Source organism: Bradyrhizobium sp. CCBAU 21365, assembly GCF_015291305.1.
GTDB lineage: Bacteria > Pseudomonadota > Alphaproteobacteria > Rhizobiales > Xanthobacteraceae > Bradyrhizobium > Bradyrhizobium elkanii.
Window position 1 is genome coordinate 1,250,397 of sequence record NZ_CP030036.1, and the last position, 16,908, is coordinate 1,267,304.

The following is a 16,908-nucleotide window of genomic DNA, read 5'->3' on the forward strand; positions in this document are numbered from 1 at the left end:
GCATCGATGATCCGCGCCACCAAAGTCCTGGGACAGCATCGCTGGAAGGAAGCGCCAGCCGACACCGTCGTGCTCGATTTCGACGACCGGCACCGACGGCGGATGGTGATGTCAGGGACGCGCGGGCTCGAATTCCTGCTCGATCTCGAAAACGCCGTCGCGCTGCGCGGCGGCGATGCGCTGGTACTGGAGGACAGTCGCCTCGTCGAGGTGGTCGCAGCTCCCGAGCCGCTCGCGGAAATCCGCGGCAGCGATCCGCATCATCTGATCCGGGTCGCCTGGCATCTCGGCAACCGTCATCTGCCGACGCAGATCATGCCGAAGGGGTTGCGCATCCGCAGGGATCATGTGATCGAGGCGATGGTGAAGGGGTTAGGGGCCCGTGTCATCGAGATCGAGGCGCCGTTCGATCCCGAGGGCGGCGCCTATGCCGAGCATGCGCATGCCGACGAGCACGCGCATGGTCACACCGGGCACGATCATGCCCACAGCCATGCGCATGATCACGGTCACCACCATGGCCATGATCATGGGCCTGACCATGACCACCACCATCATCATGATGAGCATTGCGAGCATGCCCATCATCACCACGACCACTCTCATGCTCATGACCACAAATGAGCCTGATCCCGCCGCGCTACGCGGCGGGATGGCGGAGGACGAGGCGGCCGCGCTGTACCGGCTGATGACGTGGCTGTCGCCGTCCTTTCCGGTGGGAGCGTTCGCCTATTCCAGCGGCATCGAATGGGCGGTCGAGGCCGGCGACATCACCGATGCCGCGTCGCTGCGCGATTGGCTCGCCGCGATGCTTTCCGATGGCAGCGGATTTTGCGACGCCGTGTTTCTCGCGCAGAGTTTCCGCGCGGCTTTGCAGCCCAATCATGCCGGGCTGAAGGAGATCGCCGAGCTTGCAGCGGCCTTCGTGCCGTCGCGCGAGCGGCAGCTCGAGACCACGACGCAGGGGCGCGCCTTCATCGAGATTGCCCGGGCCGCCTGGAATTCACCCGGCCTCGACGCGATGATCGCGGCTTGCGACGGACCGATCGTCTACCCGGTCGCAGTCGGCCTCGTCAGCGCCGCGCACGGCATTCGGCTTGCGCCGGCGCTGCACGCCTTCCTGCATGCCGTGCTCTCGAACTGGATTTCCGCGGGCAGCCGGCTGATCCCGCTCGGGCAGACCGACAGCCAGCGCGTGCTGGCCGATCTCGAGCCGGTCGTTGCCGCGACCGCGGCGCGGGCCGACGCCGCCTCGCTGGACGATCTCGGCAGCGCGACCTTTCGCGCCGATCTCGCAAGCCTGCGTCACGAGACGCAGTACACGAGGCTGTTCCGGTCATGATGGTCTCACCGTCGTCCCGGCGCAGGCCGGGACCCATATGTGGACGGCCCCCGTGGCACAAGAGCTTTTTGGTGAGATCGGATCGCTTGCATCCATATGTCCGGCCTGTTGAGTGCGATCGGGTCGATCGCTGGCCAAGATGGGTTGCGCGATGCGAGTTCCAAACAACCAGGCGACCTGTTGACGGCCGATGGGTCCCACGGATTGTCTCGCATCGTTGCTCGATCGATCGCTCCATCTGCTCCTGCAGCTCCGGGTCGACCGGCGAGCGAGCCCGCCGGCCGGCCAATCGATTAGGCGGCGGCTGTCATGGGCTTGATCCGTGCCGCCTCGTAACTCTCGCCCGTCGCCATCAACTTCCAGGCGATACGGGCTACTTTGTTGGCAAGCGCCACGGCCGCAAGCTTCGGCGGCTTGCGCTGGATCAGGGCCAGCAGCCAGCGCGAGTGATGACCGCGTCCGCGCCTGGCCTGCTGGATCACCGCTGTGGCCCCGATGACCAGCAGACGGCGCAGGTCCTCATCGCCCGCCCGCGTGATCTTGCCAAGCCTGGTCCTGCCGGCGGTAGAGTGGTCCTTGGGTGTCAATCCCAGCCAGGCCGCAAAATGACGACCAGAACGGAACGCGTGCGGATCAGGTGTCTTCATCACCAGCGCGGTTGCAACGATCGGACCGACCGAGGGGATCTCAGCCAGGCGCCGGCCCGTGGCATCGCCGCGGTGCCAGGCCATCAGCTTGGCCTCAACCGCCTTCAACTCACCCTCGAGCCTGGCGCGCTCCCGGCCCAGCACCACAAACAGCTCGCGCGCCAGGGCGGGAAGCGTCTCGTCCTGCGCAATCCGCGCCAGCAGTGGCTCGATCGCGTCCAGTCCTTTGGGTGCGATCAGGCCATACTCCGCCGCATGGCCGCGGATCGTATTGGTCAGCTGGGTGCGCCGGACGATCAATCCGTCGCGGACGCCCATCAGCATCAGCGCAGCCTGCTGCTCGGCCGTCTTCACCGGCACGAAGCGCATGCTCCGCCGGCTCATCGCTTCACACAGACCTTCTGCATCCCGCCCGTCATTCTTGTTCCGCATCACGTAGGGTTTAACCAATTGCGGTGCCATCAGCTTCACTTCGTGACCGAGCTTGGAAAGCTCCCGCGCCCAATGTTGCGAAGCCCCGCAGGCCTCCATCCCGATCACGGTCGGCGGCAATTTGGCGAAGAACTCCAGCACCTGTTTGCGCGACAGCTTCTTGCGCAGCACCACCTGCTCCGCCGCATCAACCCCATGCAGCACAAAAATATACTTCGACGTATCAATCCCAATGCGGATAATCTGGTTCACGGACGGCTCCCATGTATGAGATCTAGACAACCTCATTCTGGCACACTGATGCCGTAGGGGGCCGTCCACACCATCAACCACCGGCCTCTGTGGTTATGCAAGTCTGCGGCCTCAGCTTCGCGCAACAATTCAATTCGGTGGTAATGGGTCCCGGCCTGCGCCGGGACGACGATAACGGAGAGAGCACCTGATATGCCCACTTCCCACGGCCCACTTCGCGTCGGCGTCGGCGGTCCGGTCGGCTCCGGCAAGACCGCGCTGATGGACCTGCTCTGCAAGTCGATGCGCGAGCGCTACGACATCGCCGCGATCACCAACGACATCTACACCAAATGGGATGCCGAGTTTCTGGTGCGCTCCGGCTCGCTGACGCCGGACCGCATCGCCGGTGTCGAGACCGGCGGCTGTCCGCACACCGCGATCCGCGAGGACGCTTCGATGAATCTCGCGGCGGTCGCCGACATGCGGGCGAAATTCCCCAACCTCGATCTGGTGCTGATCGAATCCGGCGGCGACAATCTGGCGGCGACCTTCTCGCCGGAATTGGCCGATCTGACGATCTACGTCATCGACGTTGCCGCCGGCGACAAGATCCCCTCCAAGGGCGGTCCCGGCATCACGCGATCCGACCTCCTGGTGATCAACAAGATCGATCTTGCACCCCATGTCGGTGCGTCGCTCGAGAAGATGGACACCGACGCCAGGCGGATGCGCGGCGAGCGGCCCTTCGTGATGACCAACCTGAAGAAGAGCGACGGCCTCGATCGCATCATCAGCTTCATCGAGACCAAGGGCGGCCTTCGGTCGCAGGGCAAGGTCAAGGCGGGCTGACGTTAATCATTGTGGCGGTGCGATTCCTTATCCCGCCATCCTGAGGAGCGCGCAGCGCGTCTCGAAGGATGAACGGCCCCGCTGGTGGCCGTGCATCCTTCGAGACTCGCTCGGCTCGCACCTCCAGCGACAAAGGCGAAGCCTTTGCGCGAGGATGACGGGGTGAGCCTTTGGCCGATCACGGCCGCCGCAAAAAAGCTGCGCAATAGCCGGAACAATTTCCAACTTTGACGATTAGCAACCGTTGGCGCCGCCAAAGACCGCCGGGTGGCGTCGTCGTTAATGTTGCCGACCGGCTCCTGTTGCGGACCGATGATCACTATTCCATATTACTTTGCGGCGGGCTTTCATCGCGTCCTGATTTGTCGCCGCCCTCGCAGAAGCCAGATGCCTTCCGTCCCCTTTCGCCACCCCCTGATTGCCGAGTAAGCGTGTGGTTCGACTGGGCTTCATCGTTGCCTTGATTGCACTGATCGGAGTTCTGCTCTCCGGTCTTGCCGCCTATCGGGTGCACGATCAGGAGCTCGCGATCGACGGCATCGCGCTGGCGCGGGCGATCGACGTCCATGCCAGCCTGGTGCAGGACCGCCTGACCGAGCGCGAGCTGCTGGCGCGGGTGGCCTCGGGGCTGTTCCGGGCGCCGTCGATGGTGAAGGCCAACATGCTGCAGCCGCTGCGCTCGGCGATCTACGCCTTCAAGACCGATTTCGTCGTCGCCGCCTGGATCGCGCGGCTCAAGCCGGACGAGCTCGCCGCGGCGGAGGCCGAGCTGAAAGCCAACGGCTTCACCAATCCGACCATCCGGGATTTCGACGACCAGGCGCTCGACCTCAAGGCGCTCGACAAGCCGATCAACGTGCTGATGGACGTCGAGCCGCGCAATCCGGAGACCCTGAGCATTCCGGGCCGCGCCTTCGACCGCCACTCGGTGGTGGGCCCGATGCTGGCGCGGGCGATGGCCAACGCCAAGCCGGTGGCCTCCGACCCGGTGCCGTTGTTGCGGCAGAACGGCCCGGTCGGGGTCGTGCTCGCCGCGCCGGTGTTCCAGGAGGGCGCATCCGAGCCGGCCGGCTTCATCACCTTCTCCTATGAGTTGTCGTCGCTGATGCTGACCAACGACGACAGCTCGCTGTTCGCGGTGGCGCTGAAGGACCCGCGCGACTCGAATGACGAGTTCACCGCCAACGAGCAGGGCATCGTCACCTCGCGCGCGGTGCGCCAGGACGGCCCGGTGCCGTCGATGGTGCGCACGGTGACGTTCGGCGGCCGTGACTGGTCGCTCGACTATTACGCCAAGAGCAACGCCACGGTGCGTGCGCAGCAGACCGCGACCATCGTCGCGGCGATCGGCCTCGCGCTGACCGGCATCGTCTGCGGCCTGTTCGGCTATGTCGCCTACAACAATTTGCGCCTCAGCCGCGAGATCGAGGTCCGCATCGGCTTCGAGCGCCGGTTGACCGCCGTGATCGACGAGCTCAACCATCGCGTCAAGAACATCCTCGCGGTGATCCAGTCGATCGTGACCCGCACGCTGCGGCACGGCGCCGATATCGACGTCGCGCGCGAGCTCCTGATCGGGCGCATCCACGCGATGTCGAACGTCGTCACGCTGCTCAGCGAGAGCCAGTGGCAGGGCGTCAAGCTGAAGGGCCTGTTCGAATCGCGCTCGATCCCGCATGCCGACCGGATCGCGGTGAACGGTCCCGACATCACGGTCAGCGCCCGCGCCGCGCAATCGCTGTCGCTGCTGTTCTTCGAGCTCGCCTCGCATTCCGACGAAGGGCTGTCCCTGGTCGGCAAGCACCCGCACATCGTCGCCAATTGGGAGGTCGTCGGCGAGGATGCGGACGTGGTCTTCCATTTCCGCTGGGAGGAGTTCAACACCAGCCAGGCGACGCGGCGGGTCGACAGTGACTTCGGCCTGATCCTGCTCGACCGTGTCGCGCCCGAGGCGCTCGGCGGTACCGCGAAGCGCTACTTCACCGACGTCTCCTATGTCTATGAGCTGACCGCGCCGATGGACACCGTCGTCGACATGACCGAGCGCGACCGCACCGAACAGTTCTCCGCGCCGCTGCGCCCGGTGAAGAAGTAGCGGCTGCCTCAGGTTGTGTGATCATGACGCCGCGCGGATTGATCGAAATCAGGCGCGCGCGCAGACCCCCGCGTCATCGTGACCAATGCCCGGCATCCGTAACAGACCGCAACCGTTTGTTAAAACTTCGTTGAACTTGCTTGGGCATATACCGAGCAGGATACCGTCTGAGGACCCCGATGAGGCTTTGGGTCAGCCTGACCTTGCTCGCGGCAGTTTTGCCGGTAGGGCTGTCGCTTGCCTTGACCCCGGCGACGGCGCCGGGCGACCCTGCGACAATCCGTGCCAGCTATCGGCGGCCGGACGTCGTTCCGTTCCCGAGCAGCAATCCCTATTCGGAGGCGAAATCCACCCTTGGGCAGCTGCTGTTCTTCGATCCGCTGCTGTCGAGGTCAAAGACGCACTCCTGCGCGAGCTGCCACAGGCCATCCCTTTCATGGGCCGACGGCCTTCCGCGCGCCATCGGTGAGGATCCCAAGGGCCTGCCGATCCGCTCGCCGACATTGATCGATGTGGCCTTCTTCGAGCCGTTGGGATGGGACGGCAAGTTCAAGGATCTGGAATCCGTTGCGTTCGGGCCGATCCTCAGTCCGGCGAACCTGAACATGACCGAGCCGGAATTGATCGCGCGACTGTCGGCGATCCCCGGCTATGTCGATGCCTTCGCCCACGCGTTCGGAGACGGCGCGATCACGCGGCCGAGGATCGAGGCGTCATTGGCGACCTTCGAGCGCTCCATCATTGCAGGCGAGGCTCCGTTCGACCGTTGGATCAAGGGCGACGATACCGCCATCAGCAAGCCAGCCCAGCACGGCTTTGAGCTTTTCAACGGCAAGGCGCGTTGCTCGGCTTGCCACAGCGGCCCGTCGTTTTCCGACGGATCCTTCCAGGATATCGGTACCGCCAAGGGCCATGACATCGGGCGCGGCCGTTTCTTTCCGACCTCGGCGAAGCTGAAATATGCGTTCAAGACGCCGACATTGCGCGACGTCGCACGCCGCGCGCCCTATATGCACGACGGATCGGTGGCGACGCTGGAAGATGTCATCGAGCTCTACAACAAGGGCGGGATCGATCGGCCGAGCCGATCGCCCGACATCAAGCCGCTGTCCCTGACGGCAGGCGAGAAGAACGATCTCATCGCCTTCCTGCAAACCCTGACCGCAACGGCCCCGCCGGTGGCAGGAGTCCCCAAACTGCCGCGCTGACCTCGGCCCAACGCGGTTCAGACGAGGTTCGTTCAGGACAGGTGCGGCAGCGCCGCGCCCAGGAGGCCGAGCCCGACGATCACGAATGCGCCCGCGCAGGTCTCGAGTGTCGCTGTGCGCGCAGCGGACGATCTTGTCATGTAGGCGAGGGCCGACCCCACCCCGATACTTACGACGCTCAACGCTCCGAACACTTTACCGGCCTCCCGATCCGATTTGCCCGGATTTCACTACGACAGTTGAATTGAGCTCCCGTGCCGGAATTAGCTAAAATTTGAGGGAACCGGCTGTAAATACTGCACTAAGGGACAGGCCGGGGGCTCGCCAGCCCTGATTAACCACAATGCAACCATGGGGTGTCCCGGCAGGCGCAAAGCGTAAAATTTGATATAAGTTAAACAAGTCCTTAAGTGTGTGGGCGGTTGGTTCAATGTTTAGTGGATGGGCGCGAGATACCGTCTCGGCGGTGCGCTCCTTTTTCGCCACGTGCCTTGCAGCGGTTTTGTTTTGTTTCGTCGCCGCGCGCAGTGCCGAGGCACATGTCAAATGGTTTTGTGCTTACGATGTCGCCGGTCAGCCCCGCGGACTCGAGAATGTCCTTTGCCTGGACTTCGAGCTGCTGCTCGGTGTCGCGGTCTTCTGGCTGTTTGCGGGTTGCCTGATCGAGCCCACCTCGCTGGGTGATGCCACGATCCGGGTGATGGACCGCATCACCGAGGGACTGCGGCTGCGCACCGAATTGATGATGCGCGCCGTCTGCGCGTTCTTCTTCATCTCGATCTGGGCCGTGGGCGGCATCCTGCTGACGCCCGAGTTGAAGACGACGTCGCCGTACGTCGGCGCGCTGCAGCTTGCGATCGCTGCCGGGATGCTGTCACGACGCACGCTGCCGCTGTCGGCGGCGGGGATGGTGGTCCTGTTCGGGATCGGCGTGCGCGACTATGGTGTCTTTCACCTCGCCGATTACCCGATCTTTCTCGGTGTTGCCGCCTATCTTGCGCTCGTCGGGCTGAACAAGGATCTGTTCGGAATCCGGCCGATCGACGTGATGCGCTACGCCGCCGCGGTGACGTTGATGTGGGCCTCGGTCGAAAAATGGGCCTATCCGGAGTGGAGCTTCCCGCTGCTGATCGAGCATTCCGCGATGACGCTGGGCTTCGACAACGAGTTCTACATGCGCGCCGCCGGCATGGTGGAATTCACGCTCGCCTTCGCCTTGATCTGGACGCCGCTGATCCGGCGCTGCGCCGCTACCGTGCTGACGGGGATGTTCATCAGCGCGTGCTTCGAATTCGGCAAGATCGACACGATCGGCCATTCGGCGATCATCGCCGTCCTGCTTGCGATTGTCGCCGACAACAAGGTGTTGCCGCGCGACCGTCGTGCGCCGTGGCTTGCCCCGGTCGCGCTCGGGGCCGCGCTGTCGGTGACCTTGTTCGTCTACTATTTCGGCCACGCCGCGCTCTTCAAGACCTCGGTCCTGTAGATCGCCGCCGCCTGGGGCGGCTATTTGGCGACGTGGACGGCGAGCTTCATCTTCGGATGAATGCCGCACAGCACCGTGTAGTCGCCGGGCACTGAGAAGGTGACGTCGAACTTGCTGCCCGGCTGCTGGTCGCCCGAGTCGAAACTGAACGTCTCGGTGCTCAAATAAGCGTGATGCAGCAGTTCACCGTCATCGTTAACGAATCGTAAAACCTCGCCCCGCTTGATCGAGATCTGCGCGGGTTTGAATTCACGATCCTTCTGCGAAATGACATAAGGGGCTGCGCCCAAAGCGGCTCCCGCAAGCGCTCCAGTAACGATCGCCGCCGCAAATGGCACGCGGCCGAACTGGCTTTGGCGCAAGGCGCGCAACAAGCCTGACTGCATGAGACCCCCGCTGAAGCTCGAACACCAAATATCGGCTATCCCGGGCTGCAAGTGTGGCTCCGGGATTACCTGTAAGGGTGATTATCGCCAGCTGATCTTAACGATTTCAGCATGAGTTCCAGTCACTACTAAGGCAATTTTGAGCAGACAGTTATTTTCCGCAGTGCTGCGCGTTTCTGCGTAGCTTGAGTATCGAGCACTACGGCGAAACGCGGGCATGGACAGCCTATTTGGCAACCTCAAGGTAAAGAGCGGTGCGGCCTTTCGGTTCGCGGCCGGCTGCCTTTCGCGTCTTGCCCTGACCAAGGGTTCGATCCGCAGCCAGATTCTGATTTTTTGCCTTGCGATGAGCGCCGTTGCGGTCGCCCTCGGCGGATACTCCATCCTCGGCATCCGCCATGCCGGCGATCTGGTGGCCAAGACGTTCGACGAATCCCTGATGTCGATCAACTATGCACGCGCGGCCGGTGCGGATTTCGCCACGATGCGGGTCGCCTCGTCGCAGCGCCTGCTGACCACGGATCCGGAGATCCGCGCCAATCTCGATGGCCAGATTGAAAAGCTCGCGAAGACGCTCTCGGAAGACCTGGCGATTGCCGCCGATCGGTCGCAATCCTCGCGCGCCGCGCAAGCCGCCGCAAAGGTTCAGGAAGCCGCCGACGCCTGGATGGCGCTGCACCGACGCGCGATCGGATCGTCCACAGAGGGAAGCGCGGCGGCCGATCCGCGCGAACCGGGTGCGACGGTCGGCGATGTCGATCGCTACTCCAAGATCGTCAGCCAGCAGGTCGAGCTGCTGGTCAACTATACGGCCGGCGACGGCTTTCTGTTCCGGCAAAAGGCGCTCTCGACGATCAAGCGGGACCTGCAGCTCAACGTGGCCGGGCTGACCGTCGCGCTGTTTCTGTCGGCCCTGTTTTCCTGGCTGCTGGCGCGCCGCATCATCGGACCGGTCGCGATCGCATCGCGGGCCGCGCGAAGCATCGCCGGCGGCGACCTCGACGCGACCATCCCGAAGGGCGGTACCGACGAGCTTGGCACGCTTCTGACCGCCATGGAAACGATGCGCGACAACATCCGGCGGATGGTCAATCAAGAGGTATCGCAACGCCGCTCGGCGCAAGCACGGCTTTCCGATGCGCTTGAAACGTCGCGTGAGGGCGTCGTGCTGCTCGACGCGGATGGCCAGGTCGCGCTGGCCAACTCGCGCGCGAGTGAACTCATCCGTCTCTCGCCGCAGCTTCTGCAGTCGAATCCGCTCGATGCCGCCAGGCTGGCGCCGGCCGATGGTGACATCGACGGCTTTGCGAGCGAGGCGCAGCTTTCGGATGGACGCTGGCTGCGTGTCAGCCGCAGCGAGACGCAGGAGGGCGGCGTCGTCCTCGTCTACAGCGACATCTCCGCGCTGAAGCAGCAGAAGGCCGAGCTGCATGAAACCAATCTGCGGCTCGACGCGGCGCTCACGCACATGTCGCAAGGGCTGTGCCTCTACAACAGCGAGGCGCGGCTGCAGGTCGCCAACCGCCGGTTCTGCGAGATCTTCGATATATCGCCGGAGCTTGTCATTCCCGGAATGACCATGGAGGAGGTGCTCGACCTCAGCATCGCCGCCGGCAATCATGGCGAGCGGACCGTCGCCGACCTGCTGGCGGAGCGCGAGCGTTCGATGGCCCAGCACGACGGCAACTATTTGCAGCATCTCAGCGATGGACGGATTATTGCGATCGCGCAACGGCCGACGTCCGATGGTGGCTGGCTCGTCACCTGCGAGGACGTCACCGAACAGCAACGGGCGGAATCGCAGATCGCGTTCATGGCCCGGCACGATGCGCTGACCAAGCTGCCGAACCGGACGTTGCTGGCCGAACGGATCGAGCTGGCGGTTGCGCAGGTCGGCCGCGGACTCGGCTTCGCGGTGTTCTGCCTCGATCTCGATAATTTCAAGCAGGTCAACGACACGCTCGGGCATCCGGTCGGTGACGAACTGCTGTGTGCGGTCGCGGACCGGCTCAACGCCTGCGTCCGTGAGGTCGACACCGTCGCGCGTTTGGGCGGCGACGAGTTCGCGGTCATCCAGTGTGGCGTCCAGGGCGGAGACGAGGCCGAACGCCTCGCGCGCCGCGTCGTGGAATGCGTGGGTGCGCCCTACGAGCTGAACGGGCATCGCGTCGTCGTCGGATGCAGCGTCGGCATCTCGATGTCGCCGGGCGACGGCACCACCGGCGAGAAGCTGCTGAAGAACGCCGACGTCGCTTTGTACCGCGCCAAGATGGAAGGCCGCGGCACCTGGCGTTTCTTCGAGCCTGCGATGGACGCCAGCCTGCAGCGACGCCGGGCGCTCGAGCTCGACCTTCGCGAGGCGATGGCCAAGGACGAATTCTCATTGTACTACCAGCCGCTCTACGATCTCCATCTCGACCGCATCTGCGGCTTCGAGGCGCTGCTGCGATGGCATCACCCCAAGCGCGGGATGGTGTCGCCGGACCAGTTCATCCCGATCGCGGAAGAGATCGGCCTGATCGGCCCGCTGGGAGAATGGGTGCTCAATCGCGCCTGCGAACAGGCGACGACCTGGCCTGGCGAGATGAAACTCGCGGTCAACGTCTCCGCGGTCCAGTTTCGCGATGCTGACTTCATCGACGTCGTTGTCAACGCGCTCGCGGCGTCAAAATTGTCGCCGCGCCGGCTGGAGCTCGAAATCACCGAGTCCGTGTTCCTCGCGAACAGCAACGAGACGCTTGCAACGCTGCACAAGCTGAAGGCGCAGGGGCTGCGCATCGCGCTGGACGATTTCGGCACCGGCTATTCGTCGCTGAGCTATCTGCGCAGCTTTCCGTTCGACAAGCTCAAGATCGACAAATCCTTCGTGCGCGACGCGACCGCGACGCATGGATCGAAGTCGATCGTTCGCGCCGTCATCAGCCTCGGCAGAAGCCTCGGCATGACCACGATCGCGGAGGGCATCGAGACCGTCGAGCAGCTGGATCATATGCGGGCCGAAGGCTGCAACGAGGCGCAGGGCTTCCTGCTCAGTCATCCGGTCCCGGTGACCGAAATCGCAGCCAAGATCCTCGAATTGAGAAACGGCTTCAAGCCGGCCTCCGTCAAGACGGCGCTGGCCAGCTGACGGCGCGCTGAGCGTCACCGGCCCTTGCAGGCCAACATAAAAAAGGCGGCCCGCGGGCCGCCTTTCCTGTTTATCGTCGTGGTCGCGCTCAGCCGCCATTGCCGCCGATCACGGCGCGCACGGTGTTGTCGGGACCGAAATCCTCGGCGCTGTCGACATAGAGCAGCGCGGAGAGCTTCGATCGCGCGCGGTTGACGCGGCTCTTGATGGTGCCGACCGCGCAGCCGCAGATCGCCGCGGCATCCTCGTAGGAGAAGCCGGACGCGCCGACCAAAATCAGCGCCTCGCGCTGGTCCTGCGGCAGCTTTTCGAGCGCGGCGCGGAATTCCTCGAACTCCAGATGCGCCGCCTGCGAAGGCTGGCTCTTCAGCGTCTTGGCATAATTGCCCTCGGCATCCTCCACCTCGCGCCGCCGCTTCCGGTAGTCGGAGCGAAACAGGTTGCGCAGGATGGTGAACAGCCACGCGGGGAGGTTCGAGCCGGGCTGAAACGAGTCGATATTGGCGATCGCGCGCAGCAGGGTCTCCTGCACCAGATCGTCGGCGCGGTCACCATTACCGGACAGCGAGATCGCGAACGCGCGCAGGCTCGGGACCGACGCAAGGATATCGTCGCGAAGTTCATTCGTGAGAGGCATTAGTCCCCTCCATTGTTCTTGTCGGTATCGCCCCCGGCGACGGCCGCCGCCGCTGCCTCCGGCCCGTCGAGTTTGCGGATCAGCTCCGCAAAGCGGTCGGGTACGCCCTGTCGCACCACGTCATCGTACATGGCGCGAAGCTGGTGGCCGATTCTCGATTGAATCTCGGCGTTGAGACCGCCCTGCTTCTTTACTTCCTTCATGATGTGATCCACGCTTCCCCGGGAGTTAAGTCTCTGATTTCCAAGTTGTTTCCTCGAAAAAAGAGGCTGGCCGCGTTGCCTCGTCGATCTGGAGCTAATGCAAAGTTGCGCAGAAAGTTCCGGAATGCTGGAACTATTTCACGGAACTTTTTCGGCTTTCGCGCGTAGTCGGGCATGCAGGGGAACCGGGGTCGTTCCAGAATTGGATTCTGTCGCCCCCCAGAGAACGGGTTTCAGGCCGCCAGGCCTCACGAACAAGGATGGAGTGGGAATGTCCCGATCGCAGATCGTTGCCGAACACCTTCCGCTGTTGCGCCGTTACGCTCGCGCACTGACCGGAAATCAGGCGTCGGGGGACGCCTATGTCGGGGCCATGCTCGAGGCCCTGTTGCAGGATGGATCGTTGCTGGACCAGACCCACGGGCCGCGCGCCGGCCTGTTTCGGCTGTTCACCCAGATCTGGAATTCGGTGTCGGTGAACAACAACGACAATGCCGACGTGGCGACGCTGTCGCTGCCGCCGGAGCGGCGGCTGTCCAACATCACGCCGCTGCCGCGCCAGGCCTTCCTGCTGCTGTCGCTGGAGGGCTTTTCGGAGGAGGAGGTCGGCTACATTCTCGGCACCGATATCGCCGAGACGCGCAAGCTGACCGATGCCGCCGGCCGCGAGATGGCGGCCGAGATCGCCACCGACGTCCTGATCATCGAGGACGAGACCTTCATCGCCATGGACCTCGAGAGCCTGGTGAAGAATCTCGGCCACAACGTCATCGGCGTTGCGCGCACGCATTCCGACGCGGTGGCGCTCGCCAAGAACAAGAAGCCCGGCCTGATCCTCGCCGACATCCAGCTCGCCGACGGCTCGTCGGGCCTCGATGCCGTCAACGAGTTGCTGCGGACCTTCGAGGTGCCGGTGGTGTTCATCACCGCCTATCCCGAGCGCTTCCTGACCGGCGAGCGGCCGGAGCCGGCGTTCCTGATCTCAAAGCCGTTCCAGCCGGCGATGGTGTCGGCGGTGGCGAGCCAGGCGCTGTTCTTCCAGCGCAACTCGCGCAACCGCACGCCGCGCGCGGCATCGGCATGAGCTGAATTTACGCAAGCGGCAAAATCCAGACCGGCGTGCCGAAGGTACGCCGGCCTTTTTTTGAGCAGGCCTTCGCTAGCGACGTTACTTCGGCGTCACGCGGACCGGCATTGTGCTGAGCGCCCGCAGGCCCGAGCTGTCGCGGAAGGCGGTGGGGCCTGCAATTTCGAGCTGCTTGACGCGGCTGGCAAGCGCGGTGATCACGGCCTCGGCTTCCAGCCGCGCCACCATCTGCCCGACACAGCCGTGGATGCCGACGCCGAAGCCCATGTGTCCGGAGAGCCGCCGTCTGACGTCGAATTGGTCGGCATGCTCCCAGCGCGTCTCGTCGCGGTTGGCGGAGGCGAGCAGCAGCAGCACCTTCTCATGCTTGCCGATCCTGACGCCTGCGATCTCGGTGTCATGCGGCGTGGTGCGGAACACGAACGGCGCCGGTGAATCGAAGCGCAGGGTCTCGTCGAATGCCGCGCGCGACAACGACGGATCGGCTGCAAGCAGCGACCATTGCTCGGGATGGCGCGCAAGCGTGTACAGCGCCATGCCGATCGCGCTGATCGTGGTGTCGAGCCCGGCCGAGAGCAGCGAACGCACCAGCAATGGCGCTTCCTCCGCGCTGATCTCCCCGGCGTCGGCCGCCTCATAGACCTGCGCGCCAAAACTGCCCGGGCGCAGCGCCTCGCGCTGGCAGCGCGCCGCGACCCAGGGCAGCACGCGCGGCGCCTCTTTCATCAAATCGCGAAAATAATCGTTCTCAGGCCCGAAGCCGGCAAACACCATCGCGCCATAGGTCAGGAAGTTCTCGCGGCCCTCCTGGTCGATGCCGAGCGCGTCGGGAAACACGCTGACCGGAAACACCTCGGCGATGTCCTTGATGGCGTCAAACGATCCGCGCTCGACCAGCCCGTCGACCAGCCGCGTCGCCATCGCCTTGAAGTCATCGGCAAGCCGCCGCATCGCGCCGGGCGAGAGGATCCGCGCCAGCACCGCACGGGTTCGGGTGTGCAGCGGCGGATCGGCTTCCAGCACGATGCTCGGCGGCCGCCACGGCTTTTCCTTGAAGTGGTTCGCGAGCCCCGCGCCGCCGGCGTTGCTGAAATTGACATGGTCTCCGAAGATCGTCTTGACCTCGGCAAAGCGCGGCACCGCCCAGATGTCATATCTGGTCAGGCGGATGACCGGCGCCGCGGCACGCAGCTCCGCATAGGTGCCGTAGGGATCGGCCCGCGTCGCCGGGCTGAACGGATCGAAATCGCTGCGGACAATTTCGCCTGCAAGGGAGCTCGCAAGGGGACTCACATGGATGCTCATCGGATCCTCCCGTCTCCTTAGATAATTGACCATAGTCAATTAACTTGCATATTGCAAGGGCGGGGTTGCCATTGGGGCGGGGGCGCGGCATGGAGGCGCGAGGCGGATGGGGATGTCGATCGTGGAGCGAGCCAAAGGCGCACGGCGCTTTCAGCGCAGGGCGCGCCAGGAGGCCGACAAGGAGGCGCTGAAGGCGCTGATCCTCGAGACCGCGCGCAAGGAGTTCGCCGCCGGCACGCTGGAGACCGTATCGATCCAGAAGATCGCCGACGCGATCGGCTACTCGAAGGGCACCGTCCTCAAATATTACCCGACCAAGCTGCTGCTGCTGCTCGCGGTGAAGCAGCAGAATCTCGAGGCGGTCGCCGAACGCCTCGAGCGGGTCCGCGCGGAGACGGCCGACAGCGATCTGCGGCTGCGGCGCGTGATGGAAACCTATCTCGATTACTGGGCCGACAATCCCGATCACTTCCGCTCGCTGTTCTCGATGTCCGGTACGATCGAGGACCGCCGTTTTCCCGATGGCGTCTATTTCGGCGAGACCGAGATCGCGCGCCGCAGCTACGACTTGTTCGTGGTCTCGGTGCGGGAGTTTCTGGCGGCACATGGCGCCGAGCCGGCGCCCGGCCTGCCGCAGCGGCTCGCGACCGCGCTGCTGGCGGCAACCCACGGAGTGGTCGCGCTGACGCTCGGCACCCCGACCATGAAACTGCCCGACATGCGCGGCACCGGCCGCCTGCTCATCGCAAGCCTGATCGATGCCTGGACGGCGAGGCTTGCCGCCGCGCGGAAAAGCGACGGCTGGCCGCGGGTCACGATCGGCACCTTCGCCTGACGGAAGGGTGTCCGAAGGTCGACGCCCGGTTACTCGCGCGTGCCACGCGTCCCTGCATACGCGATGCGCCCTTCATCCGCGAAGCGATGTGGAATCCCGCGCCTTCGCCTGCTAAGCGCCGCCCATGGATACGACGCAGCGCGATAGAACGGTGGGCTTTCTCTGCCTGGTGGTGACGGCCCTCGGCTGGACCCTGAACTGGCCGCTGATGAAGCTGTTGCTGCAGCAATGGCCGCCCCTGTTCGCCCGCGGACTTGCCGGCACCTGCGCGGCGGTGATCCTGGCCACGCTGGCGCTGGCCCGCCGACATCGGCGTCAACGGGCATGCTGCTGGTGCCGGTCATCGGCGTGGTGTCGGCCGCGATCATTCTTGGTGAGCCGCTGGGGCTACGCGAGATCGGCGCCATGGCGCTGACGCTCGGCGGCGTGACGCTGGCGCTGCAGCGGGCCCGACGCAAAGCAGGGAACGGACATCGGCGCATCGCGTTCTCCCGAAAAGGGAGCTTGGCCATGCGCAAAGCGATCGCGCGGCTTGATGCGGAGCAGAGGGCACAACTGCTTTATCTCGCAGATCTCGGCACGGCGATGTTCACGTCGGCCCTCGTGGTGTGCATCCTGAAGGCGATTGTGGACCTGTTCGCCGCGGGCTGAACCGCCACGTCTGCGCCAACGCGCCGTCAATCCTCTTGCGGCGCATCGCTCTGGGTGTGCCCATCGGGCCCCCGGTCAAACACCCCGTAATCGCTCGATTTCACCCCTGCCGCCCCATCGGTGCCAACGCCGGCCAGACCGAGCTTGAGCAGCTCGCGGACCGCCGCAGCGCGGGTCGGCATGCGGTGCTTGAACCGGAAATCGTCGAGGGCTGCCAACTCCTCTGGCGACAGCATGACCTGAAGCCGTTCAGCGCGAAGCTCATTCATCGCAAAACACCCAGACTTAGCTTGTTGAGTAATTTGCTAAACCGTCAAACTCGCGTTGGGTTCCACCGATTGAGACAAAGACGCCGATTGAGTATAATTATGAAGTTAAATCAAT

16 protein-coding genes are annotated in these 16,908 nt (G+C 64.3%); 10 read left to right on the forward strand and 6 right to left on the reverse strand.

Annotation, left to right across the window (positions count from 1 at the left end):
* Positions 1-6: 6 nt before the first annotated feature.
* Positions 7-624, forward strand: coding sequence for an urease accessory protein UreE (locus XI02_RS05805; protein WP_172648866.1), 618 nt, complete (start codon positions 7-9; stop codon positions 622-624).
* Complete coding sequence (locus tag XI02_RS05810; RefSeq protein WP_172649290.1) at positions 605-1,342, forward strand: urease accessory protein UreF; 738 nt, start codon at positions 605-607, stop codon at positions 1,340-1,342. The genes XI02_RS05805 and XI02_RS05810 overlap by 20 nt, the downstream gene beginning before the upstream one ends.
* A gap of 293 nt (positions 1,343-1,635) precedes the next feature.
* Here XI02_RS05810 and XI02_RS05815 read toward each other — a convergent pair whose 3' ends face one another.
* Positions 1,636-2,673, reverse strand: coding sequence for an IS110 family transposase (locus XI02_RS05815; protein WP_018269073.1), 1,038 nt, complete (start codon positions 2,671-2,673; stop codon positions 1,636-1,638).
* Positions 2,674-2,865: 192 nt separating this feature from the next.
* On the opposite strand from XI02_RS05815, the gene ureG reads away from it, so the two are divergent.
* The 4 genes from ureG to XI02_RS05835 all read left to right on the forward strand — a co-directional run bounded on the left by ureG (position 2,866) and on the right by XI02_RS05835 (position 8,293).
* The gene (gene ureG / locus XI02_RS05820; RefSeq protein ID WP_016847273.1) at positions 2,866-3,504 is read left to right on the forward strand and encodes an urease accessory protein UreG; all 639 of its coding nucleotides are present in this window, start codon (positions 2,866-2,868) and stop codon (positions 3,502-3,504) included.
* 433 nt (positions 3,505-3,937) lie between these two features.
* Positions 3,938-5,599 (forward strand): HWE histidine kinase domain-containing protein, encoded by a 1,662-nt coding sequence (locus XI02_RS05825; protein WP_069279330.1) that lies wholly within the window; start codon positions 3,938-3,940, stop codon positions 5,597-5,599.
* A gap of 179 nt (positions 5,600-5,778) precedes the next feature.
* Positions 5,779-6,807: a cytochrome-c peroxidase gene (locus XI02_RS05830; protein WP_172648864.1), complete on the forward strand. Its 1,029-nt coding sequence runs from the start codon at positions 5,779-5,781 to the stop codon at positions 6,805-6,807.
* Between the two features lie 502 nt (positions 6,808-7,309).
* On the forward strand, positions 7,310-8,293 hold the full coding sequence (locus XI02_RS05835) for a hypothetical protein (protein WP_172648863.1): 984 nt from the start codon (positions 7,310-7,312) through the stop codon (positions 8,291-8,293).
* Between the two features lie 20 nt (positions 8,294-8,313).
* On the opposite strand, the gene XI02_RS05840 is transcribed toward XI02_RS05835, so the two are convergent.
* Positions 8,314-8,679 carry a methylamine utilization protein gene (locus XI02_RS05840; protein WP_016847268.1) on the reverse strand — a complete coding sequence of 122 codons (366 nt, stop codon included), beginning with the start codon at positions 8,677-8,679 and terminating at the stop codon, positions 8,314-8,316.
* Positions 8,680-8,896: 217 nt separating this feature from the next.
* On the opposite strand from XI02_RS05840, the gene XI02_RS05845 reads away from it, so the two are divergent.
* Positions 8,897-11,806 carry an EAL domain-containing protein gene (locus tag XI02_RS05845; protein WP_069279327.1) on the forward strand — a complete coding sequence of 970 codons (2,910 nt, stop codon included), beginning with the start codon at positions 8,897-8,899 and terminating at the stop codon, positions 11,804-11,806.
* 88 nt (positions 11,807-11,894) lie between these two features.
* Here the strand turns inward: XI02_RS05845 and XI02_RS05850 are convergent, their stop codons facing one another.
* Positions 11,895-12,443: a sigma-70 family RNA polymerase sigma factor gene (locus XI02_RS05850; RefSeq protein WP_016847265.1), complete on the reverse strand. Its 549-nt coding sequence runs from the start codon at positions 12,441-12,443 to the stop codon at positions 11,895-11,897.
* Positions 12,443-12,646 carry a NepR family anti-sigma factor gene (locus tag XI02_RS05855; RefSeq protein WP_018269610.1) on the reverse strand — a complete coding sequence of 68 codons (204 nt, stop codon included), beginning with the start codon at positions 12,644-12,646 and terminating at the stop codon, positions 12,443-12,445. The genes XI02_RS05850 and XI02_RS05855 overlap by 1 nt, the downstream gene beginning before the upstream one ends.
* A gap of 271 nt (positions 12,647-12,917) precedes the next feature.
* Here XI02_RS05855 and XI02_RS05860 point away from each other — a divergent pair, with 271 nt between their 5' ends.
* The gene (locus tag XI02_RS05860; protein ID WP_016847263.1) at positions 12,918-13,730 is read left to right on the forward strand and encodes a response regulator; all 813 of its coding nucleotides are present in this window, start codon (positions 12,918-12,920) and stop codon (positions 13,728-13,730) included.
* Positions 13,731-13,814: 84 nt separating this feature from the next.
* On the opposite strand, the gene XI02_RS05865 is transcribed toward XI02_RS05860, so the two are convergent.
* Positions 13,815-15,038, reverse strand: a complete 1,224-nt coding sequence (locus tag XI02_RS05865; RefSeq protein ID WP_172648862.1) for a cytochrome P450 — start codon at positions 15,036-15,038, stop codon at positions 13,815-13,817.
* Positions 15,039-15,150: 112 nt separating this feature from the next.
* Here XI02_RS05865 and XI02_RS05870 point away from each other — a divergent pair, with 112 nt between their 5' ends.
* Positions 15,151-15,873 carry a TetR/AcrR family transcriptional regulator gene (locus XI02_RS05870; protein ID WP_244980825.1) on the forward strand — a complete coding sequence of 241 codons (723 nt, stop codon included), beginning with the start codon at positions 15,151-15,153 and terminating at the stop codon, positions 15,871-15,873.
* A 324-nt stretch (positions 15,874-16,197) separates the two neighbouring features.
* Complete coding sequence (locus tag XI02_RS05875; RefSeq protein ID WP_016844399.1) at positions 16,198-16,524, forward strand: hypothetical protein; 327 nt, start codon at positions 16,198-16,200, stop codon at positions 16,522-16,524.
* 26 nt (positions 16,525-16,550) lie between these two features.
* On the opposite strand, the gene XI02_RS05880 is transcribed toward XI02_RS05875, so the two are convergent.
* Positions 16,551-16,793 carry a hypothetical protein gene (locus tag XI02_RS05880; protein ID WP_028342259.1) on the reverse strand — a complete coding sequence of 81 codons (243 nt, stop codon included), beginning with the start codon at positions 16,791-16,793 and terminating at the stop codon, positions 16,551-16,553.
* Positions 16,794-16,908: the final 115 nt, after the last annotated feature.

Bases quoted from the DNA above. Each gene is read 5' to 3' on its own strand.
- XI02_RS05805 (WP_172648866.1), top strand. From the start codon at position 7: ATGATCCGCGCCACCAAAGTCCTGGGACAGCATCGCTGGAAGGAAGCG.
- XI02_RS05855 (WP_018269610.1), bottom strand. From the start codon at position 12,646: ATGAAGGAAGTAAAGAAGCAGGGCGGTCTCAACGCCGAGATTCAATCG.
- XI02_RS05850 (WP_016847265.1), bottom strand. From the start codon at position 12,443: ATGCCTCTCACGAATGAACTTCGCGACGATATCCTTGCGTCGGTCCCG.
- XI02_RS05830 (WP_172648864.1), top strand. From the start codon at position 5,779: ATGAGGCTTTGGGTCAGCCTGACCTTGCTCGCGGCAGTTTTGCCGGTA.
- XI02_RS05875 (WP_016844399.1), top strand. From the start codon at position 16,198: ATGCTGCTGGTGCCGGTCATCGGCGTGGTGTCGGCCGCGATCATTCTT.
- XI02_RS05870 (WP_244980825.1), top strand. From the start codon at position 15,151: ATGTCGATCGTGGAGCGAGCCAAAGGCGCACGGCGCTTTCAGCGCAGG.
- XI02_RS05810 (WP_172649290.1), top strand. From the start codon at position 605: ATGCTCATGACCACAAATGAGCCTGATCCCGCCGCGCTACGCGGCGGG.
- XI02_RS05845 (WP_069279327.1), top strand. From the start codon at position 8,897: ATGGACAGCCTATTTGGCAACCTCAAGGTAAAGAGCGGTGCGGCCTTT.
- XI02_RS05840 (WP_016847268.1), bottom strand. From the start codon at position 8,679: ATGCAGTCAGGCTTGTTGCGCGCCTTGCGCCAAAGCCAGTTCGGCCGC.
- ureG (WP_016847273.1), top strand. From the start codon at position 2,866: ATGCCCACTTCCCACGGCCCACTTCGCGTCGGCGTCGGCGGTCCGGTC.
- XI02_RS05880 (WP_028342259.1), bottom strand. From the start codon at position 16,793: ATGAATGAGCTTCGCGCTGAACGGCTTCAGGTCATGCTGTCGCCAGAG.
- XI02_RS05860 (WP_016847263.1), top strand. From the start codon at position 12,918: ATGTCCCGATCGCAGATCGTTGCCGAACACCTTCCGCTGTTGCGCCGT.
- XI02_RS05865 (WP_172648862.1), bottom strand. From the start codon at position 15,038: ATGAGCATCCATGTGAGTCCCCTTGCGAGCTCCCTTGCAGGCGAAATT.